At 38.2% G+C, this 22463-nt stretch carries 38 protein-coding genes and 1 pseudogene; 38 read left to right on the top strand and 1 reads right to left on the bottom strand.

Annotated elements, in window-relative coordinates; genetic code table 11:
• Nucleotides 1-145: 145 nt before the first annotated feature.
• The 16 genes and pseudogenes from MKY46_RS17430 to MKY46_RS17355 all read left to right on the top strand — a co-directional run.
• Nucleotides 146-424 (top strand): helix-turn-helix domain-containing protein, encoded by a 279-nt coding sequence (locus tag MKY46_RS17430; RefSeq protein WP_340834988.1) that lies wholly within the window; start codon nt 146-148, stop codon nt 422-424.
• Nucleotides 412-681: a hypothetical protein gene (locus tag MKY46_RS17425; protein WP_340834987.1), complete on the top strand. Its 270-nt coding sequence runs from the start codon at nt 412-414 to the stop codon at nt 679-681. The genes MKY46_RS17430 and MKY46_RS17425 overlap by 13 nt, the downstream gene beginning before the upstream one ends.
• A 66-nt stretch (nt 682-747) precedes the next feature.
• The gene (locus tag MKY46_RS17420; RefSeq protein ID WP_271910028.1) at nt 748-882 is read left to right on the top strand and encodes a hypothetical protein; all 135 of its coding nucleotides are present in this window, start codon (nt 748-750) and stop codon (nt 880-882) included.
• A gap of 193 nt (nt 883-1075) precedes the next feature.
• Nucleotides 1076-1234, top strand: coding sequence for a hypothetical protein (locus MKY46_RS17415; RefSeq protein ID WP_271910027.1), 159 nt, complete (start codon nt 1076-1078; stop codon nt 1232-1234).
• A gap of 105 nt (nt 1235-1339) precedes the next feature.
• On the top strand, nt 1340-2059 hold the full coding sequence (locus MKY46_RS17410) for an ERF family protein (protein ID WP_271910026.1): 720 nt from the start codon (nt 1340-1342) through the stop codon (nt 2057-2059).
• Nucleotides 2056-2235 carry a hypothetical protein gene (locus MKY46_RS17405; RefSeq protein ID WP_340834968.1) on the top strand — a complete coding sequence of 60 codons (180 nt, stop codon included), beginning with the start codon at nt 2056-2058 and terminating at the stop codon, nt 2233-2235. Before MKY46_RS17410 ends, MKY46_RS17405 begins: the two co-directional genes overlap by 4 nt.
• 12 nt (nt 2236-2247) lie before the next feature.
• A complete protein-coding gene (locus MKY46_RS17400) occupies nt 2248-3273 on the top strand; it encodes a DnaD domain-containing protein (RefSeq protein ID WP_340834965.1) in 1026 nt (341 codons plus the stop codon).
• 4 nt (nt 3274-3277) lie between these two features.
• Entirely contained in the window at nt 3278-3586 is a 309-nt protein-coding gene (locus MKY46_RS17395; protein WP_340834961.1) for a DUF6877 family protein, read from the top strand.
• On the top strand, nt 3583-4197 hold the full coding sequence (ssb, locus tag MKY46_RS17390; protein WP_271910020.1) for a single-stranded DNA-binding protein: 615 nt from the start codon (nt 3583-3585) through the stop codon (nt 4195-4197). Before MKY46_RS17395 ends, ssb begins: the two co-directional genes overlap by 4 nt.
• 18 nt (nt 4198-4215) lie before the next feature.
• Nucleotides 4216-4620 carry a hypothetical protein gene (locus MKY46_RS17385; RefSeq protein WP_340834957.1) on the top strand — a complete coding sequence of 135 codons (405 nt, stop codon included), beginning with the start codon at nt 4216-4218 and terminating at the stop codon, nt 4618-4620.
• A gap of 174 nt (nt 4621-4794) precedes the next feature.
• Nucleotides 4795-5340: a Holliday junction resolvase RecU gene (locus tag MKY46_RS17380; protein WP_271910018.1), complete on the top strand. Its 546-nt coding sequence runs from the start codon at nt 4795-4797 to the stop codon at nt 5338-5340.
• 2 nt (nt 5341-5342) lie between these two features.
• Complete coding sequence (locus MKY46_RS17375; RefSeq protein WP_340834955.1) at nt 5343-5852, top strand: hypothetical protein; 510 nt, start codon at nt 5343-5345, stop codon at nt 5850-5852.
• 11 nt (nt 5853-5863) lie between these two features.
• Complete coding sequence (locus tag MKY46_RS17370) at nt 5864-6382, top strand: hypothetical protein (protein ID WP_340834953.1); 519 nt, start codon at nt 5864-5866, stop codon at nt 6380-6382.
• Nucleotides 6363-6794, top strand: a complete 432-nt coding sequence (locus MKY46_RS17365) for an ASCH domain-containing protein (protein WP_340834952.1) — start codon at nt 6363-6365, stop codon at nt 6792-6794. The genes MKY46_RS17370 and MKY46_RS17365 overlap by 20 nt, the downstream gene beginning before the upstream one ends.
• Nucleotides 6781-7095, top strand: coding sequence for a hypothetical protein (locus MKY46_RS17360; protein ID WP_340835726.1), 315 nt, complete (start codon nt 6781-6783; stop codon nt 7093-7095). Before MKY46_RS17365 ends, MKY46_RS17360 begins: the two co-directional genes overlap by 14 nt.
• A 51-nt stretch (nt 7096-7146) precedes the next feature.
• Nucleotides 7147-7281 (top strand): annotated as a pseudogene (locus tag MKY46_RS17355) (DNA adenine methylase); the annotation flags it as partial.
• 312 nt (nt 7282-7593) lie between these two features.
• On the opposite strand, the gene MKY46_RS17350 reads toward MKY46_RS17355, so the two are convergent.
• The gene (locus tag MKY46_RS17350) at nt 7594-7941 is read right to left on the bottom strand and encodes a hypothetical protein (RefSeq protein ID WP_271910010.1); all 348 of its coding nucleotides are present in this window, start codon (nt 7939-7941) and stop codon (nt 7594-7596) included.
• A 171-nt stretch (nt 7942-8112) separates the two neighbouring features.
• Here MKY46_RS17350 and MKY46_RS17345 point away from each other — a divergent pair, with 171 nt between their 5' ends.
• The 22 genes from MKY46_RS17345 (at nt 8113) to MKY46_RS17240 (ending at nt 22406) form a co-directional block, all read left to right on the top strand.
• Complete coding sequence (locus tag MKY46_RS17345) at nt 8113-8295, top strand: DUF3954 domain-containing protein (RefSeq protein WP_271910009.1); 183 nt, start codon at nt 8113-8115, stop codon at nt 8293-8295.
• A 103-nt stretch (nt 8296-8398) separates the two neighbouring features.
• Complete coding sequence (locus MKY46_RS17340; RefSeq protein ID WP_340834950.1) at nt 8399-8908, top strand: sigma factor-like helix-turn-helix DNA-binding protein; 510 nt, start codon at nt 8399-8401, stop codon at nt 8906-8908.
• Nucleotides 8909-9012: 104 nt separating this feature from the next.
• Nucleotides 9013-9546 (top strand): ParB N-terminal domain-containing protein, encoded by a 534-nt coding sequence (locus MKY46_RS17335; RefSeq protein ID WP_340834946.1) that lies wholly within the window; start codon nt 9013-9015, stop codon nt 9544-9546.
• Entirely contained in the window at nt 9539-10564 is a 1026-nt protein-coding gene (locus MKY46_RS17330) for a DNA cytosine methyltransferase (protein ID WP_340834943.1), read from the top strand. The genes MKY46_RS17335 and MKY46_RS17330 overlap by 8 nt, the downstream gene beginning before the upstream one ends.
• A gap of 130 nt (nt 10565-10694) precedes the next feature.
• Entirely contained in the window at nt 10695-10937 is a 243-nt protein-coding gene (locus MKY46_RS17325) for a hypothetical protein (protein WP_340834940.1), read from the top strand.
• A 42-nt stretch (nt 10938-10979) separates the two neighbouring features.
• Nucleotides 10980-11867, top strand: coding sequence for a phage terminase small subunit (terS, locus tag MKY46_RS17320; protein WP_340834938.1), 888 nt, complete (start codon nt 10980-10982; stop codon nt 11865-11867).
• The gene (locus MKY46_RS17315; protein ID WP_340834936.1) at nt 11860-13134 is read left to right on the top strand and encodes a PBSX family phage terminase large subunit; all 1275 of its coding nucleotides are present in this window, start codon (nt 11860-11862) and stop codon (nt 13132-13134) included. The genes terS and MKY46_RS17315 overlap by 8 nt, the downstream gene beginning before the upstream one ends.
• Before the next feature lie 9 nt (nt 13135-13143).
• Nucleotides 13144-14589 (top strand): phage portal protein, encoded by a 1446-nt coding sequence (locus MKY46_RS17310; RefSeq protein ID WP_340834935.1) that lies wholly within the window; start codon nt 13144-13146, stop codon nt 14587-14589.
• A complete protein-coding gene (locus MKY46_RS17305) occupies nt 14582-15595 on the top strand; it encodes a minor capsid protein (protein ID WP_340834933.1) in 1014 nt (337 codons plus the stop codon). Before MKY46_RS17310 ends, MKY46_RS17305 begins: the two co-directional genes overlap by 8 nt.
• Nucleotides 15596-15691: 96 nt before the next feature.
• Nucleotides 15692-16279 carry a phage scaffolding protein gene (locus MKY46_RS17300; RefSeq protein ID WP_340834931.1) on the top strand — a complete coding sequence of 196 codons (588 nt, stop codon included), beginning with the start codon at nt 15692-15694 and terminating at the stop codon, nt 16277-16279.
• A 12-nt stretch (nt 16280-16291) separates the two neighbouring features.
• On the top strand, nt 16292-16606 hold the full coding sequence (locus MKY46_RS17295) for a hypothetical protein (protein WP_340834929.1): 315 nt from the start codon (nt 16292-16294) through the stop codon (nt 16604-16606).
• 29 nt (nt 16607-16635) lie between these two features.
• Entirely contained in the window at nt 16636-17652 is a 1017-nt protein-coding gene (locus tag MKY46_RS17290) for a major capsid protein (protein ID WP_340834926.1), read from the top strand.
• Nucleotides 17653-17664: 12 nt separating this feature from the next.
• The gene (locus MKY46_RS17285; protein WP_340834924.1) at nt 17665-17847 is read left to right on the top strand and encodes a hypothetical protein; all 183 of its coding nucleotides are present in this window, start codon (nt 17665-17667) and stop codon (nt 17845-17847) included.
• 11 nt (nt 17848-17858) lie between these two features.
• Nucleotides 17859-18203 carry a hypothetical protein gene (locus tag MKY46_RS17280; RefSeq protein WP_340834921.1) on the top strand — a complete coding sequence of 115 codons (345 nt, stop codon included), beginning with the start codon at nt 17859-17861 and terminating at the stop codon, nt 18201-18203.
• A 1-nt stretch (nt 18204) separates the two neighbouring features.
• Nucleotides 18205-18597: a hypothetical protein gene (locus MKY46_RS17275; protein ID WP_340834919.1), complete on the top strand. Its 393-nt coding sequence runs from the start codon at nt 18205-18207 to the stop codon at nt 18595-18597.
• Nucleotides 18597-18995, top strand: coding sequence for an HK97 gp10 family phage protein (locus MKY46_RS17270; protein ID WP_340834917.1), 399 nt, complete (start codon nt 18597-18599; stop codon nt 18993-18995). Before MKY46_RS17275 ends, MKY46_RS17270 begins: the two co-directional genes overlap by 1 nt.
• Entirely contained in the window at nt 18988-19446 is a 459-nt protein-coding gene (locus MKY46_RS17265) for a phage tail terminator family protein (RefSeq protein ID WP_340834914.1), read from the top strand. Before MKY46_RS17270 ends, MKY46_RS17265 begins: the two co-directional genes overlap by 8 nt.
• A complete protein-coding gene (locus tag MKY46_RS17260; protein ID WP_340834911.1) occupies nt 19394-19597 on the top strand; it encodes a hypothetical protein in 204 nt (67 codons plus the stop codon). Before MKY46_RS17265 ends, MKY46_RS17260 begins: the two co-directional genes overlap by 53 nt.
• A complete protein-coding gene (locus MKY46_RS17255) occupies nt 19597-20898 on the top strand; it encodes a phage tail sheath C-terminal domain-containing protein (protein ID WP_340834910.1) in 1302 nt (433 codons plus the stop codon). Before MKY46_RS17260 ends, MKY46_RS17255 begins: the two co-directional genes overlap by 1 nt.
• Before the next feature lie 17 nt (nt 20899-20915).
• Nucleotides 20916-21383: a phage tail tube protein gene (locus MKY46_RS17250; protein WP_340834905.1), complete on the top strand. Its 468-nt coding sequence runs from the start codon at nt 20916-20918 to the stop codon at nt 21381-21383.
• A 14-nt stretch (nt 21384-21397) separates the two neighbouring features.
• On the top strand, nt 21398-21799 hold the full coding sequence (locus MKY46_RS17245; RefSeq protein WP_340834904.1) for a phage tail assembly chaperone: 402 nt from the start codon (nt 21398-21400) through the stop codon (nt 21797-21799).
• A 244-nt stretch (nt 21800-22043) separates the two neighbouring features.
• On the top strand, nt 22044-22406 hold the full coding sequence (locus MKY46_RS17240) for a hypothetical protein (protein WP_340834902.1): 363 nt from the start codon (nt 22044-22046) through the stop codon (nt 22404-22406).
• The last annotated feature ends 57 nt before the right edge of the window (nt 22407-22463 follow it).

Below are 22463 nucleotides of genomic sequence, written 5' to 3'. Positions count from 1 at the left end.
GAGGGCAATCGCCTCTTAAAAACTACTAATCTATTAAGAGATTGGGGCAAACAACCTCTTATCTCAAGCTTAAAGCTAACTTAATAAAGAAACCATGCAACGGATGCATAATATGCGCAATATGCATAAAAAAGGATGGATAAATATGGACTTGGATATAGGGACATTAATAAAAAAGTGTCGTAAGAAAGCGAAATTGTCACAAGAGGCATTTGCAGATTTGATGCATACAACACAATCAACAATAAGTCGAATAGAACAAAATTTGATTGCTTGTGAGGCGAAGTTTTTAGCTAGAGCGGCAGCAGTTACAAACTCGCAAGATGTTGTAGTAGCAACCTTATTTAGCGCAGATGCAGCAGTGCAGTTTTTACAAACGGTACCAATGTTTATTATAGGAGGGACTTTTAATTGGATCATGTAAAGAAATTGGAGCTAGAAATAGACGCAAAGAAAGCATGCATTGAGGATTTACAAGTAGCCATGGCATTTCATAAACAACACGGTACATACAACTTAGCAGCTGAATGCGCGTGGCGAATTAAAAAGGCCGAACATGCCATTAAACGTTTAGAAGTACAGCTACTAGATAACAAAAATTTTGGTGGCTTAATACAGGATTTAGCTCAGCAAGGCATTTTTTCAAGGACGGTGAAGAAGCTTGCTAATGAAAATATTTAATGCTAATAAGTGGGGGAAATTAACATTGCAAGAACGCTTAGTGTCAGTTGGGAAGTGGTGGTCAGCATGGTGAAATGGTTAGTGAATTATTTGTATATGCCAGATGACGGACGGGATCAAAAACATAAGGAGTTCTGTGTGAGATGCGGAATTGTCATGATTGCCATCGGAGTACCAGTCATTATGATTTGCTGGCAATAAAAAAGCTGCTTAATCGTTGGAGCGATTAAACAGCAGAACTATATTAGTCTCAATAATTATATCACAAAACTAGATGATTGCGAGTACAATACTCGCTCTCGTCAAGCAGTCTATAACCCGTTCCTCCCCTTGACGGATTGCTTTGCAGTTATAGGCTGCTTGATGGGATGCCATCAGGAAGTAGGTGATTGAAATGCGTATTGTTTTTTTCAAGCGTTTATCAGATCAAAAAGAATTTCGATTTTTACAAGTTAAGAACACAGGACTTGAAGGAATCGCTAAAGATGGTGAAGTTGTAACATTGAAATTTAATGAACGTTCAACTCTCTATTCACAGACCAGTACAAAATAAAAAACCACTGTTCGCACCAGTGGTCTAAGAAAATCATTTAAAAAAATAGTTACTTTATATTTTATGCCCTAGACTTTAAAAAATCAACTAGCTAGGAGGAAGATCATGCTTTTTTCCGAGAGTAATGTAAATATTTCGGCAGCCTTAGCTAAAGCATGGGCTACTATTCAAACACCAAAACATAACGCAAAAGTAAATGTTCGCACCAAAAATGGTGGTTCATATACGTTTGAATACACTGATCTCAATGGCATTTTGGATGCTGTCAGACCTATATTTGTTCAAAATCATTTATCCATCATTCAGAACAGCTATACAACTGTTGAAGGCAATTTAACAATGGCTTGTGTAGAAACCATATTCCTTCATGAATCAGGAGAGTATGTGAAATCTTATCCACTCAAATTTCCAGCAGCCAACAGCATGCAGGATTTTGGGGGACAAATCACTTACATGAAACGCTATAGCTTGTCAGCTATGTTAGGACTGGCTACAGAGAAGGATGACGATGCAAATGGAGCGAGCGGAAACGATTATCAATATATGAATCAAGCTCCTCCAAAACCACCAAATAACAATGGTCAGCCACAGCAGCAAAAAAATCAACCAAATCACACAGGTTTAAGGACTCAGGAACAGTTCAATGAAATAGCAAAATTGTTGAGTGAAGTTGCCACAGCATATGGTTCAGACCCTAACACTGTTTATAACGGTGCTATGCAGAGAAGCAAAATTCCTGATAAGAATTCTAATTTATTAACAATGAAAGAAGCCGATAGCTTAATTCAATATTTACGTGCTATCAAGATGCAAGTGGCCCAATGAATTCTGTACCACACAGAGTGTTGTTGCCACAATTGATTTTTGAACAGGCGGCAGGCGATGAAAAGGAATTATATCGCCTTGTACGCCGCTACATGTGGCAGAGCTACAAAGGCTACAAAATTATACGAATTGAGGGTAGCTTCGCCATTTGTGAACGAACTGATAGATTTTTATAGGAGGATTAGATGATGGAGAGTAAAAACATCGTCAGAGTAGTCAAAAACAAAGATTATACAGTCATTAACAATACATCGCTTTATGACACGAAATTAAGTTGGAAAGCAAAAGCTATCCATGTCTTTATGCTCTCTAAACCTGATGATTGGACATTCCATAATAGTGAGCTTACACAGTGGGCAACGGATGGTGATACATCATTTGATACAGGTTTGAAAGAATTAAAGAAATACGGCTATGTCAAAAAGGAAAGGCGTCGTGGTAAAAACGGTAAATTTGAATGGGTCACGGTGGTATATGAAGTTCCACAGTTCGGTGGAGAACAAAAGGACCAACTAGCGGAACAGCCATCACCTGAAAAACCATTAGTGGAAAATCACCCTATGGTAGAACCATACCATGAAAAACCATCCATGGAAAAACCACGAGTGGAAAAACCATTAGTGGAAAATCAAGGACTACTAAGTACTGATATACCAAGTACTGATATACCAAGTACTGATTTACTAAGTACTAATAGATTAATTAATAATGATGATGATAAGGGGTCACCTGCATATGCAACACCACCAAAAAAGCAAACCGCTCCTTCAATCCAGAATGCATTTGCATTTTATGAGCGCAATCACTTTGGAGCATTGGGGTCTCTAATCATATTCAAAATTGACCAATGGATAAATGATTTGTCAGAGCCTTTGGTCATCCATGCGATGGAAAAGGCTGTGCTGAATGGAAAAACTAACTGGGGTTATGTAGAAACCATCTTAAAGGACTGGTTTAACAAGAGGCTTTTCACGGTTGAAGCGGTTGAAGCGGCTGACTTGCAGTGGAAGAATCAACAGATCCAAGCGAAACAGCAACGTAATCAGCCGCAAAAGTATTATCCGCCAAAAAATAGACGTGAAGAGGTTGTTCCAGGTTGGTTTAATAATCGTCATGACGCTGTTCCCAATGACGTAACCGAAACCAAATCAACATCAACCATGGATTTTGAAGCGGAGCGTCAAAAAATACTAGAAATGCTAGGGAAGGGGTAACGCTATGAGCAGACATGAAGAACACATGAAAATGCGTGAACATTTTTCCAAGGCTGCACTAGCTAAGGGGACTTTTACTAGCGGCACAGACAAAGCACTGGTACAAGCAGTTACAAAGATGACGCATGAGGAAGTAGCAAGTCGCATTAACCAACTCATCAATGAGTACCAGTTCCCACTTCCAGTACTACAAGACGTACAGAAACGGTTATGTGACAGCTACTGTCCACACTATGCAATGCAGCAACTTAGATACTTAGAAAACAACGTACATGCTGGCATCGCCACAAAAAGGGAGGATTCAAACAAATGATTAATCGTGTCGTATTAGTTGGCCGTCTTACAAAAGACCCTGAATTGCGTTACACACCTAACGGTATTGCATCATGTCGATTCACAGTAGCGGTTAACCGTACATTTGCTAATGAACAAGGAGAACGTGATGCTGATTTTATCAGTTGCGTTGCGTGGCGCAAGCAAGCTGAAAATCTAGCAAACTATCAGCGTAAAGGGGCTTTGATTGGTTTGGAGGGGCGTATCCAAACAGGAAGCTACGAGGGGCAAAACGGTCAAAAAGTGTATACCACTGACGTTGTTGCCGATAGTATTCAATTTTTAGAACCATCACGAAACGGTGGAGGAGGATCACAAAACACTCCTAATCAAAATCAACCAAATCAATATCCGCAACAACAGCCTCAATATGGCGGACAAGCATACGGAAATAATCAACCATCCTATGGTGGTGGACAACCACAACAACAGTTTGGAGGTACAATGCCTAGCCAAAACACTTTTGGGAACAGTGCTTATCAGCAAAATCATCCTCCTATGAACCAACCAAACAATACTCGAGTAGATGAAGATCCATTTGCAAATAATAGAGGGTTAATCGAGGTATCTGAGGATGATTTGCCATTTTAAAAATAGGGGGATTTCACCATGTTCAAAATGTTTAAAGCTATATTACGAACTGCTGGCAAAACGCCAGAGGATATTAAAAAAATGTATGATGGCTCCGTTGGTCCTGAACCTAGTGAGGAAGAAATACAGGGATATATCGACGTCTATAGCAAACTAGATGGTATAGAGGTTGTTGTATGCGATTGCAGTAAAACGGGTGTAGCCAACTATGGATTATACGTATGGCAAAAAGAGGATGACGAAAGAATTAGGGAATTATTTTACCAAGCAGAACAAGATCCTTACTTTGGCACTTATGTTAATGAGCGTGATGAATTTATTAAAGAGTGGGAAGCGGAAGAATATGAATTTGGTCCTTCTCCTACATTTAGAGCTGATGATGTAGAAATCATCGAAGAAATTCAGCTAAAGAGTACATCATGAGTCGTTGTAAAAGGTGTAACAGACCTTTAAAAAGCGGTGAATCCATAGTACGACAATATGGGTTTATATGCTGGCAAAGGCATTTGGATGACCTCGAGGAGGAATTTTTGAAAAATCAGCTCACCATATATGACGTGCTAGAAATGGAGAATCAAGAAGGAGTTGGGACTCAGGATGTTTCATAATCAATCAACTAAACAACGTACCAAATCAGTAACGCATGCGAACAGAGGAAAATTTTTGGAACGTATCATTGATATGGCCAATACAAAATATCGTAATGCGGGATTAGCGGATATTCGTAAAATACCGACACCTATCCAAGTGACAAAAGATAAAGGCCAGCAAGTTGAGGGACGGAAAGAAAAGCCTGAATGGGTGGACTATGCAGGTGTATGTAATGGACGAGCAGTAGTATTTGATGCAAAGGAAACGAAGGGGAAAAGCTTTCCACTCCAAAATTTACATGAGCATCAATATGAACTACTTCGCTCCTGGTATGAGAAAGAGGCCATAGCGTTTTTACTGGTTTATTTTAGTGAACTGGATAAATACTACCGTTTGCCGTTTCCACCTCTTCAAGCAGCTTGGACTGTAGCTAAAAACGGAGGACGTAAATCGATACCACTTGATACTTTTGAAAACCATGCAAGCGAAGTCGTATCAAAGGATGGGTACACATTGCATTATTTATTGCCATTTATCGAAAGCAGGTGGTGAGGATGCTACAAGGCAAATGCATTAATGCGAATGCTAGCACCAATTTAAAAGTGGGAGAGATTTACTATCTTTTCCCACATGGTGGCTTGGCATATGAAGTGAGTCGCTTTCCTCATGTTGGTTCCCATTTCGGAGCTTATCAAAAAAGCCAGTTTGAGTTGGTAGTGGCTGCTAAGCCTTTATCAACACCAGCTGTAAATAAATATCTGGCACGTGTGGTTAAGCCACCTTCACATTTTTATCGAGTATCAGAGGAATATGTTATCACTGAACCAAGTGAAAATGGTTATTACAGTGTTTTTTTCAAACACCGTCCAGATGGTCCTCCTATTGGAGCTTATAAAAATGCTGCTTATTTTGAGCGCGTAGAACCCTTTAGAGCATCGGAAGCGGTTGTGGTGAACGATATACCTGAAATAGTGCAAAAAACGGCAGAAACGGTGGATGATATGCCAGCAATGGTGAACGCACCTATCAAAAACCAAAAGTATGAGCAGTTGACCTTATTTTAGGAGTGATAGAAATGAATGAGCAATTAAGTTTTCGTGATGAATTGCGAAAACAAGAACTAGAACGTCCGTGGTTTTTACAAGCAAGTTCTGCACCAGTTGTCCGATTTGAAGGAAATAAGTCAGAGAGAAATCTGCCAAAAGGAGCATTATGTTTTGTTAATGGGTGTAGATTAGGGGATTTTGATACCCATGTTTGGTCCAGAAGTAAAAGTTCATTTGTTGATTACCTAGATCTAGTACCCATGAAAGTAATTGACTTTACAGAGGAAGAATTAACAAGAAAATATCCAAAAAGGTGGGAGCATGTACGAATTATTTCAAATGCCACACTACAAGTCGTAGATGAAGGACTACTTGCTGTCATTGGTCCACAATGGTGTGAGTTAACAGAGAAACTTCCTAAAGGTGGCTATGCCCCAAATCGGAAAGTGGATATGTTGACGAGTCATTTCGAAGGTTACCAACCCAAACGGCTATTAGTCTACAAAGATGAGGTAGAGGTGAGAACAAATGAAAGCAATCACAATTAAACAACCTTGGGCTACTCTTATTGCTTTGGGTGAGAAGCGGTTCGAGACACGTAGTTGGCAGACGAAATACCGTGGGTCTATTGCCATTCACGCTGGTAAAACAATAGATAAGGAATATTGCGAATATCTACCAATTAAGAGAGTGCTTCAAAGACATGGAATTGAAAATGAAGATTTACCATTGGGTGTTGTCATTGCTACCGCACAATTAGTTGAATGTCATTTGATACCTAATGAGTTAAGTGATGCAAGCATTGACTTCGGAAAAAAATTAGAGGGTGACGAACTATACTTTGGTGATTTTATGGATGGTCGTTATGCATGGGAGCTGAATACAGTGAGAGTTTTACTTGAGCCAGTGCCAGCTAAAGGACAATTGAGCTTGTGGAATTGGGATGATGGGAGCAAATGAAAGATTTTGCACAGTAAGGGAGTGGGTAAATTTGGATTTCAAAATTATAAATGAACGTCAGATAATCTTACAATTAGCTATGCAAGAGGCGTATAAAAAGCGTGATGAATGCCAACGAGGTTTTGATAATTTGGACAATAAACTAAATACTATGACCGCTGATGGTTGTTCATTTACTGATAAAGATAAAGTTGTTGAATCTATGCTTTATTTTAAAGAATGTCGAGATGGCTGGCAAGAAACAATTGACCATATAAGACAATGGCAGGATGAATTAGACCAAGGGCAGGAGGATTGTTAGGTAAGAAGAAAGTGGTTAGTTGAAAGATATTGTAAGGGAGGGGGTTACACAATGGGCGTGCCACGAATTTTACATTACCCTGGTTCAAAATGGAGCTTAGCCGAGTGGATAGTAAGCCACATGCCAGAGCATTCAACATACTTAGAACCATACTTCGGATCTGGCGCTGTCCTTTTTAATGCAGAGTATGGTTACAAGCAGCAATCATTATTTTAACTGAACAATATGAGGAAAAAAGTTTGGTAGGAACATACCTGCCAAACTTTAAGGGTTAGTTAATTCGAGACTTTCTAAAATAAAACTTCGCCAGAATTGCTACAACTAAAACTATCCAAATTGGCTTATACGGTAAAACCAGTGCATTCCAAGTATTTGAAATGAAATTAGCCACACTTTCTATGAAAAACGCTAAATCAAACATAATTCTTCTACTTCCTTTTTAACCAAATTATAGCATATTAGTAGAGTTGAATTTCATAATAATTAGTTTTCCTGTAATTAAGAGAAAATATTATTAAAAAATTCTAAAATACAATCTTCAAGGGTTTCTCTATTTCTGTAAATAATGAATGAAACAATTGATAGTAAAAATAAAACAGAATTTATTATATGAGATGTAGTGCCTACAGTAAGGTCATATATCGGTTTACCAGCACTCATAAGTTCTTTTTCAAAAGAGTCTGAACCATTATGATTTTCAATAACATTAGTCATTTGTGGTATAGCTTCAGAAAAAGCAGCTTCAAATTTACTAGGAGTTACCCTTGAAAGACCATCGTCTTTTATCCAATTAAATCCAATCAATAATACTAAAAGTGCTAAAACAGTATACAGTAATCCTTTCACAAATATCATCCTCCTTGTTTTTCCTTTTTATACGAAAAATAGAGAATGAAAGTTTCAAAAATTTTTAAAATATAAAAAAGCCGCAATGTTTGCAGACGCTGCAGCTAGAATTGGTTACTGCTCTTTTATAAGTTCAGCCAGATAATTGATTATATCATAGGGGGCAAAACTATGACACAAAAGACATCTATAGAACAAATCAACACATCTGAAAACGGTGTATACATCGTACAAGATGGAATAATTACACCACTAAAACCAAAATCATTTGGACAAGATACCATCGTTTGGCACAATGGACAAGTACTTGATGTAGAGAGGGCTGAGCGTATACGTATTAAAAAAACAAAATAACCGTCCTTACGGAAAAACCGATGGACACTAATAGTTGTTGGCAATTATGTCAGCTCTATTAGTGTCCTTTTTATTTTTACATAGAATAGAAAGGAAGATGGTCATGTACTTTCCAGATTTAATTAATGAATATAAACAAACTCTTAAAGATTTAAAGGTAGCAGGTGGATGTCTAAGTATGGTGAAAGATATGCAAGAAGCTATTAAGTGGATGGAAACAGGCTATGATCCAGCAGAATATAGAGCCGCTACACGTACAGATGTTTATGTTATGGACCATCACTTAATGCAAGACCTTATTACGTATGTTGACAGTGTGAAAATGACCCCTGATGTGCTTGCAGAGGTAATTGACTATAGTTATGACAATTCGGCAGTTAAAGAAATTGAAAGAATGTTTAATGTTAAAGATACGGCTAATCAAGCTATGGCCGGTTTAACGGAAAATGAACGTACTGCTTTTATAATGATACGAGCCGAGCATATGACTTTCAGTAAGGTTGCCAAAATACTAGGTGTTAATCGTGGTACCGTGCAAAATTATGTAAAACGAGCAGAATCTAAAATTCAAAATAATATTAGTAAAGAGAAACTTTTTTTATTTGCTGTATAAAGTTTGTCGTACAAATGCCTATATAGTAGATAAAGTATTTTTTGGAGCTAATCCAGTCACGTTCATAATGATCGTGGCTTTTTAAATTTAAAGGGGGCTAGTAGATGAAAATAGTTAAACTACCAGTAGAGAAAATAAATCCCGCTCCATACAACCCGAGAGAAGAGCTTAAACCAGGTGATCCAGAATACGAAAAGTTAGCAAAGTCAATAAAAGATTTCGGTTATATCGATCCTCTCATCTGGAATGAACGAACTGGCAACCTTGTTGGTGGTCATCAAAGGTTTAATGTGCTTTTGGCAGAGGGCCATACCGAACTTGAAGTATCGGTTGTTGACTTTTCAGAGGAGAAAGAAAAGTTTGCTAATCTTGCTTTGAATAAGGTAAGTGGTAATTGGGATGAGGAAAAGCTTGCTGATCTTTTGTCGGAACTCGAAGGGAGTGAATTAAATCTCGGAAGCGGTTTTGACCAAAAAGAGATTGAATCACTAATAAAGCAATTCACAGAGCAAGATGATGGAACAGTAGATTTTTTCAACCAAGAACTTTCGTTAGAAACCTTTGATGAAGAAAAGTTTGAATGTAAATGTCCTAAATGTGGCTTCGTATTTGATATGAAGGAGCAGCGCGATGAGTGAGTGGAATTGGTCACTAAGTGATTTGAAAAAGGTGGAAAAGAATAACCTCAAAGTGTTTAGCTGCTTTTCATGTGGTGGAGGTTCGACAATGGGATACAAATTAGCAGGGTTTGATGTGATTGGCAACGTTGAAATTGATCCAGAAATGATGGGGATATACAGGAATAATCATAATCCTAAGTACCCGTTTTTGATGGGGGTACAGCAATTTAAACATATTCCTAACAATGAGTTGCCAGAAGAATTATTCGATATTGATATTCTAGACGGTTCACCGCCTTGTAGTGTTTTTTCTACAGCTGGTAAAAGGGAAGCGAAGTGGGGAGCGGCATACCATTTTAGAGAAGGGCAAGCAAAACAACATCTGGATGATTTATTCTTTGATTTTCTCGATGTAGCAGCAAAATTACAACCGAAAGTTATAATTGCTGAAAATGTAAAAGGTATGATAATTGGTCAAGCTAAGGGCTTTGTAACTCTAATTGTAAAAGCCTTTGAGGAAATCGGTTATAAGTTACAAATATTTTTGCTAAACAGCGCAACTATGGGTGTTCCTCAACGTCGTGAGCGAGTGTTTTTTATTGCACATCGTAAAGACCTACAGTTACCGAAGCTTGAAATGTCGTTCTATGAAAAGCCGATTTTATATAAGGAAATTCGTTCTGGTAGAGGGAAACCGCTTAATCAAATAACTACAACGTATAAGCGGTGGTTGAAAAGACGTCCAGTTGATAACAACATAGGTGATATTACTAAGCGAACTGAAGGGAAAGATAGTTCCTTTAATACCATTCTAGTTAAAGACAGCAAAGTTCCATACACATTAGCAAGTAACTCGCAGTTCATCAGATATGATGAGCCTTTTTTTATTAGCAGGATGGATGTTATTCGAATCCAAAGCTTCCCCCATGATTATGATTTTGGGAATGCTGATACCCAATATGTATGTGGTATGAGTGTTCCGCCAGTTATGATGAAAAAAATAGCTGAGCAAGTTTATCTTCAATGGTTGAAATAAAAAAGAGAGGTGCGCTAACACCTCTCTGAAATGGGTGCCGAATATCGGCAGAGATAGCGTTACACCGTGCACGGTTTTTTCTCAACGCGCTATCTCACTTTCATTATATGTGAAAGGTCGGTAGGAGGCAATGAAAAATAGAACAAACGTTCCTTTTGGAGAAGAAGAAAAGTCGCTTTTATTACTACAACACGAAATAGAAGTATCTGAAAATATCAATGAATCCAAAGAGAAGTACCGTAAAATTGTTCAAGCAGGTATCGCTCAATGGATAAAGGATTTCAGAAGCGGTCATATCAAAGTGAATACAGTTGATGATCTGAAAAAGCTTATCGAGCTCGACATCAACTTGCTAAAGGATGAAGATTTATGAAAACAAACTCAACTCAATAGATGGAGGTGGTGTTGATGCAGCATGGCTGAAAACTATGAATTAGCGTATGAAGATTATAAAAATGGTATGAAGCAAAAGGATATCGCCGCTAAGTATAATGTGTCCATTAATACCGTTAAGAGTTGGCAACAGCGTAAGTGGAAAGAGATGGACAATAATAATGGTGCCAGCCAAAAAGTATGCACACCAAATAAAAAAAGTATGCATACCAAATCAGGTGCACCGAAAGGTAATAAAAATGCTGTAGGCAATACAGGAGGCGCACCACGTGGCAATAGGAATGCTAAAGGTAACAAAGGTGGCTCCGCTCCTACAGGCAATCAAAACGCTGTTACAACTGGTGAATATGAAACTATCATGTGGGACTATCTAGACGATGAAGAAAAAGCTATTTTTGATTCCATTGAAACGGACCCGCTTTTTCAGATTGATATGACTATTCGCGAATTAACCATCAGGCAGCGTAGGATGATGAAGCGGATTAAAAAAGTTGAAGATGGACTTTCAGAAACACAAAGGCGTGTTCTCCAGCAATTGAGGAAGGTGAAAGAAGCCGCTACTGGAGCTGATGGCAAAACGGTAACAGTGACAAAAGAACGTATGGTAACGGTAGAAATAGATGAAACCGAATTTAGAGCCATAGATGACATTTTAAACATTGAAGAAGCCCTTACGAGAATCACTAACCAACTTGTGAGGGCTATTAAACAAAAGCATGATATAGAAAAGTCTATTCTTGAGCAACAAGTGAAGCTTGAACAGATGAAGTTAAACATTGAAAAAACCAAAACAGACATTGAACTAACTAAGATAACTATTCGCAAAGAAAACGGTGAGGGCGAAGATGAATATGAGGACGATGGCTTCTTAGAGGCCTTAAAAGGGACGGAAGTGGATTGGGATGAGTAAACGGAAAAAAACCGCTCTATTCAAATTCAAACCGTTTAGCAAGAAGCAACTCAAAGTACTCAAATGGTGGCAATCTGATTCCCCTCATAAGGATAAAGATGGCCTTATTTGTGATGGTTCTGTTCGCGCTGGGAAAACAATAGTTATGTCTCTATCGTTTGTTATGTGGGCAATGGAAACTTTTGATGATGAAAACCTTGGCATGGCTGGTAAAACAATCGGTTCGTTTAGAAGAAACGTTTTCAAACCTTTGAAGCGGATGTTGCAGTCCCGTGGCTATAAAGTAAAAGAATATCGTTCAGAAAATATGTTCACCGTCACTCGAAATGGCAAGGTGAACTATTTTTATATTTTCGGCGGAAGAGATGAGGCATCACAAGATCTTATCCAAGGGATTACTCTCGCTGGAATGTTCTTTGACGAAGTAGCACTTATGCCTCAATCATTTGTTAACCAAGCAACAGCTCGATGTTCTGTTGATGGAGCTAAGTTTTGGTTTAACTGTAACCCCGCTGGACCTTATCATTGGTTTAAATTAGAGTACTTAGACCAGTTAGAAGATAAGAACATGCTGCATCTGCACTTTACAATGGATGATAACCTTTCGTTATCGCAGCGTATTAAAGACCGGTACAAGCGCATGTATAAAGGTGTGTTCTATCAACGTTTCATCCTTGGATTATGGGTGCTGGCAGAGGGCGTTATCTACGACATGTTTGATAAGAAATTGCATACAGTCGAAACGATATCACGTAACTATACGAAATACTATGTCAGTGTCGACTACGGCACTCAGAACCCTACAACATTCGGTCTGTGGGGCTTTTTTGATGGAATTTGGTACAAGATTAAAGAATATCATTATGACGGTCGTAAGAGGAGTAAACAAAAGACGGACCAAGAGTATTATAAGGACTTGTTAGACTTCATTGAGGGTGTACAAAACTTCCAAGGTGTTATCGTTGACCCGTCCGCTTCTTCGTTTATCACACTTCTAAAACAGAATGGTATACGTGTGATAAAGGCAAAAAATGATGTGTTAGAAGGTATTAGAAACGTTGGTAATGCGCTTATTAACGATTTAATCAAATATAACGATTGCTGCAAGGAAACTTTTCGAGAGTTTTCATCTTACATTTGGGATGAAAAAGCAGCAGATCGGGGCGAGGATAAGCCAGTAAAACATAATGACCACCAGATGGATAGTGACAGATATTTTGTTAATACAGTTGTGTTCAAAAAAGGCGGTATATCCGTTCTAAAGTGAGGTGATTAAATGCTAATTGAGGATTTATATAGACCGCGTTGGCATGAACAGATGGAGGAGGTGATAAAACGAATGGTGGAAAGTGTTATTAAAAATGAACAAGTGCTGCTTAATGAGATTAAGGATTGGGAGAACTCTCCGAAGCGGAAACTTATGTTAATTGGTGATATGTATTACAAAAATAAGATGGACATTGACCAAAAGCAACGTGATGCAGAGTGGAAGTCAAATATAAAGCTGATACATGGCTATGTGAAGAAACTTGTAGATCAAAAGGTTGGATATACGCTAGCAAAAATGCCATCTGTGACTAGTGAGAATACAGAGTATCAGAAAAAGCTAAATGACATATTCGATGCAGGCATGATTAACCGCTTGCGTAAAGTAGGTAAAGAAGCCATAAATAAAGGCGTTGCTTATCTACATCCACACTTTAATGAATTTGGTGAGCTTAGCTTCATGCGGTTCCCATCTGAACAAATCATACCGTTTTATACTGATTCCGAAAATATGAAAATTGAGTCGTTTTTACGAGTGTATGAAACTAATCATTATGAAGGCACAACCAAAAAGACATTAAAAAAAGTTGAACATTATCACAGCGAGGGTATTAATCACTACGTATTTGAAGGTTCCACTCTTATTTCTGATATTCCAGCAGGAGGGGAACAGGGTTATCATTTTTTATTAGGAGATCAACCAGTGCTGTGGGAGAAGATACCTCTTATCCATTTCAGGTATAACGAAGAAGAACAACCGTTGGTAGAGCAAATTAAATCATTAGTGGATAACTACAACACTCAAGCATCAACAAATGCTGATGTACTTGCTGATATTCCAAATTTCATTTACAAACTAATTAACTATGGCGGAGTTGATTTAAAGGAATTTATTAGTGATCTTAATATTTATCGTGTGGTCAAAACAGATGAAAATGGTGATGTTGACAAATTGACAGCGGATATACAGACCGAGGCCAACGAGAAGGAACTGGAACGTACTCGTAGAGCCATTTACGAGCTTGGTCGAGGAGTCGATACATTACATGAAAGTCTGGGCAATGCATCAGGAGTGGCACTTAAATTCCGCTACAGCGATTTAGATATGGATTGCAATATCTTGGAAAGTGAAATGCAGTCAAGTATTGAACATATGATGTGGTTTGTTACCCATTATTTGGATATGGTTGGTCAAGGGGATTTCACAAATGAAAAATTTAAGTTTGTGTTTAATCGTGACATTATTATTAATGAGGCAGAAGCGGTTGAAATGTGTGAAAAGTCCGTAGGAATTATCGACGATCAAACGAACCGCGAAAACCATCCTTGGTACTCACCTGCTGTTGAGAAACGCCTAAAAGAGCAAATGGAAGCAGAACAGAAAGAAATTGACGAGTACCAAGAGGCTTTGGAGAAACAGCGCCAGTCTCAATCGTACGTGACAAACGATGAGTAAGTATTGGGAAAATCGTGCTGCACAACGTGAACTGGAATCACAGCTTATTGCCAGTAAGTATCTTGCTCGCATGGAAGAACAACTACGCATGGCACAAGCGAACATCATACAGCAGATTGAGGTGTTTTATTCTCGTTATGCTATTGATAATAAGATCTCGTATTCAGATGCTAAGAAGTATTTAACTGCCAAAGAGTTAAAAGACTTTCGTAATATTACATTGCAGCAATACAAAGCTCTTTCATTGTCAGGGAATCCAGAATATGATCGCATTTTAGAGGCAATTGGCTATCGGGCTCGTATCTCTCGATTAGAGATGCTGCATTTGCAGATTCAGTTACAGATGCTTGAACTATATGGCGGTGTGAATGGATTACAGGCTTATATGTATACAGGTTTAACAGAAGTATATGAAAACTCTTATTATAAAGGGTTATATGACATTGCCACATTCACTGCTGTTTATCAGCCTGTCACTAGGTTAACTGATAGTGTTATGAAGGAAGTACTCACCTATAACTGGTCAGGTAAGGAATTTTCAAAGCGTATTTGGGGTCATGAAGCGGCAACTATGGTTACGATTAGAAATGAGTTAGAAAAGTCATTTAGGCATGGCCGCTCCCTTAGTAGAACATCAAGGGCAATCAGCAAAGCTACCGACGTGGTATTAAGTCGAGCAGAGGCACTGGTAAGAACAGAAGCTAACTTCTTTCATAACATTGCCGCTAATAACTCATACATTGAAGCGGATCTAGAACGTTATCAAATCCTTGCTACTTTGGACAATCGCACATCTGAAATTTGCCAAGAGCAGGATATGAATATTTACTTTGTGAAGGACTATATACCAGGTACTAATGCACCCCCATTTCATGCACGTTGCAGAACTACTACTATTCCATATTTTGATGAAGCTGAGTATATGGCTAATGAAACACGAAATTCTAATAACGGTAGGATTAAGAAAATGAACTATAAAGAATGGGAAGAGAGGTATGTTGCATAAAATTAATTTTGCGTCTTTTTCGCTTTGCAGACGTAAAAGATTCAAAGCAAGAACCTATCGTGCGTACTACGATAATGCGAAATAGGAGGCTATACGATGAAAAAAGAAGATTTAATTGCTTTAGGTTTAACGGATGAACAAGCAGATAAAGTAATAGCAGGTTTTGGCACCATGGTTCCTAAAAGTCGTCTTGACGATAAAATTAACGAAGTAAAGGACCTCACAACTCAATTGAAAGAACGTGACACTCAGCTAAATGATTTGAAAAGAATGGATGCTGCTGGGTTACAGACAAAAATTGAAGAATTGCAGCAACAAAACGAAACTGACAAGGCTGAATATGAAGCTAAAATAAAGGATACACAACTTAAAAGTGCCTTGAAATTAGCACTTGCCAGTAAAGTACATGATACGGATCTAGTTACAGGCCTTATTGACAAATCAGCAATTGAATTGGACGAAGAGGGTAACGTAAAAAAAGGCTTAGATGAGCAGATTAAAACACTGCGTGAATCTAAAGCCTTTTTGTTTACTCCTGAAACCGAGGAAAAGCCGCTACCAAAGGGAACTAAACCGGGTGAAGGTAAAAATGACGATAAACCATCTACATCAATCAGTGCTCAAATCGCTCAACAATTAAATACACGCAGTCAGTCAAGTGAATCAAAAACTATTTGGGATTAGGGAGGACATTATATGCCATATGTAAGTAGTGTACAAAAAGCAGAACGTGTAAATTTTTTAGCATCATCAAAGGTGCAATCGTTCACGTATCAGGTAAGTGATGTAGGCGTAGTTGCAGATTCAAACGGTAAAAAGATTGTTAAAGCAGGGACAGTACTACCTGCAAATGACGGTACTGCGAAAGGTATTTTGTATACCGATGTGGATGTAACAAACGGACCACAACCTGGTTCGTTAATTGATCAAGCTTACATTTTAGAAGCTAGGTTACACACGGCACCTTCAGCAGAAGCAAAAACTGCATTGAAAAATATCACATTCCGCTAATAGCGGCCATTTGAAAGGAGTAAACGAATATGCCAGATGTATTAGAATTATTCAATCAAAAAACTATGCTTGATTACTCAAAAACACGGGAGTATAAGCCGTTACTAGGAGAAACACTTTTCCCAGAGGTTAAGCACTCTACGCTTGAGTTTGACATGATTAAAGGTGGAAGTTCATTACCGACAATTGCATCAGTACATGCATTTGACACAGAGGCTGAAATTGGTAGTCGTGAAGCTTCTAAGCAAGCTTTAGAGGCAGCCTATATTAAACGTAAAATGCAAATTACTGAGAAAGATTTAATTGCATTGGCTCAACCTCGCAATGAAGCAGAAAAGAATTACTTAATGCAAAATGTATTTAATGATGTTGATACACTTGTGAATGGTGTACGCGCCCGTGTTGAATTAATGCGGATCGAAGCGCTATCAAAAGGTAAAGTGACGTTGAATGAAAATGGACTTAATATGTCTGTCAATTACCATGTGCCGCCTGATCACCAAGAAGCTTTAAGTGGTGCCGGACTATGGACAGCTGATTCAGCTGATATTATCGGTGATATGGAACGTTGGGCAGATACTTTAACTGATAAACCCACACGTGCATTAACTTCTACTAAAATACTTCGCTCAATTTTAAGAAATGCTAAAATCATTGCTGCTTTATTTGGTAAAGATTCAGGTCGTATTCCAACACGACAAGATTTAAACGCTTTTTTACAACAACATGATTTGCCTGTCATTGCAGTATATGATGCAAAGTATCGTAAGCAAGCAGCCAATGGATCTTACACATCACATCGTTACCTTGATGAAGACAAATTCGTCATGTTTGGTGATGGAACTTTAGGTGAAACGTTATATGGACCAACACCAGAAGAAAGTCGTATGTTGCGAGAAGGTGCAGACGTGTCGAGCGTGGGTAAAATCATCACAATGGTGTTTGAAGAAGGACAAGACCCAGTTTCGACTTGGACAAAAGCAGCCGCTACAGCTATTCCATCATTCCATGCTGCCGATAACGTGTTCCAAGCTCAAACAATATAAGGAGGTTGCTAAATGAAAACTCTTGTGAAAGTCAAAGAGAACAGCTTCCCTGTACGCTATGATGATGAAGTGTACAAAGTTGGTGAGGAATTAGAAGTACTTAGTGAACACGCTGAGCATCCTAGTTTTGAGATCTTATCAGTAATAGAAACATCGAAGAAACGCACTACGAAATCTACGGAACCTACTGACTAGGAGGTTTTAACTTGAACGTATTTGATATCGTAAAAAGTAAAGTTCAACCAGATACATTTACTGATAATGAACTACTTCTAAAAATTGAAGAGGCAGCTCAAGCGATTAAAACGTACTGTAACCGGAGTGATATTCCGGACGACATAAAATTCGTGCATGCGAATATGACACTTGATCTAATCAACTATGAAATGAAATCGATGAATCCATCCGATTTTGCTGTTGCTAAGTCTGTTAAAGAGGGCGATGTCACTGTTGAATTAGGTACCAGTACAACGACAAGTGAACAAGCAACTATGCAAATTTTTACTAACTACACATCTCAGCTTAACCGCTTCCGAAAATTGAGGTGGTAGATTGAACATTCGAAAGCTATTGTCTACAGCTACAAAGTCTGTTGAGCTCTTATATGATCGAAAGGCGACAGTGAAGCGGTATGAAGAGTATGAAAAGCCTAATGGTTCCACCGGACAGAAATGGGTTACAAAGCGTGCCAATGTGCCTTGCCGTTTATCTACAGTAGGGATGCAGACACTTAATAATACTGTGGAAGGAGAAGCAAATCAGATCCTATATGATGCCAAGTTGTTTCTTTCTTCAACCGTTGATATTTTAGCTGGGGATGAAATAACGGTTCAGCTATTTGAAGATGGCGAGTTGATCATGACGGATGAATTTTCGTCTGCTAAAGAGTCTTTTCTGTATGTAACACATCAGGAAGTGCTTTTGAAGAAGAAGGTGTATGCTTAATGGCCTTTGAATTTGAAGAAGTGAAACAACTAGCAGAAAAGATGAAAGAGCTCACTATTGCATCGGGTAAAATCCATAAAAAAGTGGCAGAAAGAATTGCTCAATTAGCCATTCGTAAGGTTAAAATGCTTACGCCTGTTGATACGAGTGATTTACGCAATAACTGGAAGTATCACATCATTAAGCAAGGCGATACGTACAAAATTATTATCTATAACAATGTAGAATACGCACTTTTTGTAGAGAAAGGCCACCGTATTGTAATAGCTGGCCGTACAGTAGGGTTTGTGGATGGTCAGTTTATGTTAGAACTGACAGAACAAGAAATGGAAAGACTGGCACCGCGAATGTGGGAGCGTGAAATTGAGAAGGAATGGAGGCGTATTTTAGGTGAGTAATGTAACAGAAGGCATTAAGACACTTGCTATTATGCAAATACGTTCTCTTTATCCATCAATGAAAATTTATGATAAACCAGTTAAGCAGGGTTTGAAAGTGCCTGCTTTTTTAGTACGTATTTTTAATGTGCATCAAGAGCGAGGTATGAAGTATCAAGCAAATCGTACCTATTCGTTTAGCATGGTTTATTTCCCTTCTACAGACGATATAGATGAGGAATGCCTAAATGTATTAGAAGTCGTGCAAAACAACTTTAAATACCTCGCTGACAGGTTTCACGTGCATGAAATTGATGGTGAAATAGTGGATGAAACGCTTGTAATTAAATATCAAGTTAAAGCTTGTCTACACGACATATTAGAAGAAGTGAAAATGAGAACATTGGAGGGCGTTGATTTTGACACAAGAGATGACAAACAAAACGAACACGAAGAAGCAGCCGGAGAATAAAAAGTTCTCTAAGGTTGCTTTTTTAGAGTCCGCTTCTTCCACAAAAGCTCGTTTAGAGTATGAGGTAGTACTTGAAGATAATAAAACCTATACGAAAAATGAAGCTGATAAATTGGTGGATGCGTGGAAAAAGAAAGGGGTTGGAGTTTAATGGGTGGCATGTGGGAAACACAAAATAAAGTACGACCGGATGCGTATATCAATTTTGAAACTAATAGTTTAAATACGATGGGGCTAGATTCAAATGGCGCCTTAGTAATACCTGTAATGTTCGATTGGGGAGAAGTAGGGAAGTTTATTAAACTGTCTTCTAACACTAAATTTCGGGCTTTGTTTGGTAAATCACTAGACGCTATTTTACCGGTTCGTGAGGCATTTAAAGCTACTAGTAGCATCTTTCTTTACAACTTAAATGGATTAGGTGAGAAAGCAAAGGCAACTGCTGAAAGTTTTACTGTAACTGCAAAATATGGAGGTACAGACGGTAACAAGATTCATGTCACTGCAACAGTAGGGTTAGATGGCTCTACAACAGTAAAAACATATTATGATGCTATTCAAGTTGACTCGCAAAAGGTGGCTGATTTCGAAGAATTAAAATCAAATGATTATGTAGTGTTCAACGGATCTTTACCTACGGGGGATGCCACTTTGACGTTGGTTGGTGGAACTACGGTAGTAGCTACAAACGAATCTATATCAGAGTTTGCATCTGCATTGGACACTCTAAATTTTAAGGTTGTTGCTTATGGGACTGACGATAGTACCACAAAAGCTTTACTGTCTTTAAAAATAAAAGAGTTTCGTGAACAGATTGGAAAACGGGTAACTTTTGTTACTAATAATTACAATGCTGCGGATCACGAAAGTACTGTATCCATTAAGAATGGTGTCACCCTTGACGGAGGAGAAGTATTAGCAGCTCGAGAAGCCGTTTATTGGTTTGGAGCGGCATTCGCTGCTTCAACGGTGGAATCATTAACTTATGCAAAGTACCCTGGTGCAATTGAAGTCGAAACAATGACAAATGATGAAATTATTCAAGCATTACTGGATGGTCATATTGTCTATTCATTTAACGATGATGAAGTTGTTGTAGAGCAGGACATTAATACTTTCCGTTCGTTTACAAAAGAGAAAAACAAAGATTTTCGTAAAGGGAAAATTGTTAGGGGTATGGACATTATTCACAATAACGTAAGACACATTTTCCGCAAATACTTTATTGGGAAAATTGATAACGATAAAGAGGGAAACGGTCGTGATTTATTTAAGAAACAGATTATGAAATCCGTACTTGATCCTTATAAAAGATTAGGTGTTATCAGTGATTATGTACCAGAAGATATTGTAATTGGACAAGGTGACGAAAAAGATGCGGTATTTGTGGTGATGGGCATTACATTCAATGATGCTATGGAAAAATTATATATGCGAGTTGAGTGCAAATAAGAAGGAGGTAAGATTCAATGGCAGCAAACGTTATGCAAACAAAAGACGCTATGTCCTCACGTGAAGGCTTGGTGTTTATTAATATTGAAGGTCGAACATTTGAAATTGCTGAAATTCTAAAATTTAAAGCAGAAGTAGAATATAACAAAGTTGAAGTAAAGCGATTAAATGCTCGCATGGAAGGTTCTAAGATTGTAGGGGCAAAAGGCGTAGGTGAAATGACGATGTACTACCACCGTCCAGAGGTTCGAGCAATGGCTATGGATTATCTACGATCAGGTAAATCACCAATGTTTGACGCAACAATTGTCAACGCAGATATAACAAGTGCAGCTGGTAAACAGACCGTAGATGTGCGTAATATCGTCCCTGATAAAACGTTACTAGCGATGTTAGATGCTGATAGTGCTGACACACTAAAAGACGAATTTCCATTCACATTCGACGATTTTGAAATCTTAAACCAATTCAACGTTATCCAATAAGGGGGAACTTATAAATGAGTAATTTTAAAGCATTCATGAAAGAAAACGTACGCCAAGCTGATCCTGTGAAATTGAAATTAGAAAGATTCGCAGAACCAATCGAATTGCGTCCATTAACATCTGCGGAATCTGATTTAATTAACGATCGTTGTTTTAAAAATAAACCTGGTAAAAAAGGGCGACAAGAACGCGTATTTGATCCAGTGGCTTATAACCGTGGTATTAGTGTTGCTTCGATTGTTTATCCGGATTTAAACGATACAGAACTACAGAAGTCATACGGAGTAAAAGGTGCAGAGCAATTGTTTGGTGCAATGTTCTGGGTTGGAGAAGCATCTCAAATCTCTGAAAAAGTATCAGAGATTAGTGGTTTAGATCATGCTTTAGAAGATGAGATAGAAGAAGCAAAAAACTAATACAGGGCAGTGAAGATGAGCGTGATGGACTAGCTTTCTATGCACATGTTGCTCTACATCGTTTTAACATCCTGCCCAATAGCTTTTTAAGTATGGATCGTAAGGAAAGGGCATTTATCATCGCGAGCTTGGATATAGAGCTTGAAAAAGAAGCAGAAGCGGCTAAAAAATAGTAGATTTATGCACATACAGTATAGTGAAATCCCTCCAAGTTATGTATATTTGTGTATGAGGAGGGATACACATGGCTCAAAATAAGGTACTTGCAGGAGATTATGAAGGAAAAAACATAATGATTGGTCAACAGGGGTTCTTCAGTAAAGAAGAGGTTTTTTTATTCACGGGATTCACAAAAAAATTTCCTTTAAATAAAGAAACTGTTGATTCGTACGAAATGATTACTGAGGAACATCGAAAAAGTGCAGTAAGTGGTGTTACTAGAGGATTGGTTGGTGGTGCACTGTTAGGACCTGTTGGACTCTTAGCTGGCTTATCAGCAAAAAATAAAGGTACACATACTTTAGTTCTTGAGTTTAAAGATGGAAAGAAAAGTTTGATTGAAGTTAATGAAAAAATTTATAAGTTATTCATACAAAAAATGTTTTAAGCACTCTTAATGAGTGCTTTTTATTTTGGCTAGGAAGGAGGAGGATTAACCTGTCTG

Origin of the sequence: Lysinibacillus sp. FSL M8-0355 (assembly GCF_038008985.1) — a bacterium.
GTDB lineage: Bacteria > Bacillota > Bacilli > Bacillales_A > Planococcaceae > Lysinibacillus > Lysinibacillus fusiformis_D.
This window is presented reverse-complemented; position numbering and strand designations above follow the sequence as displayed.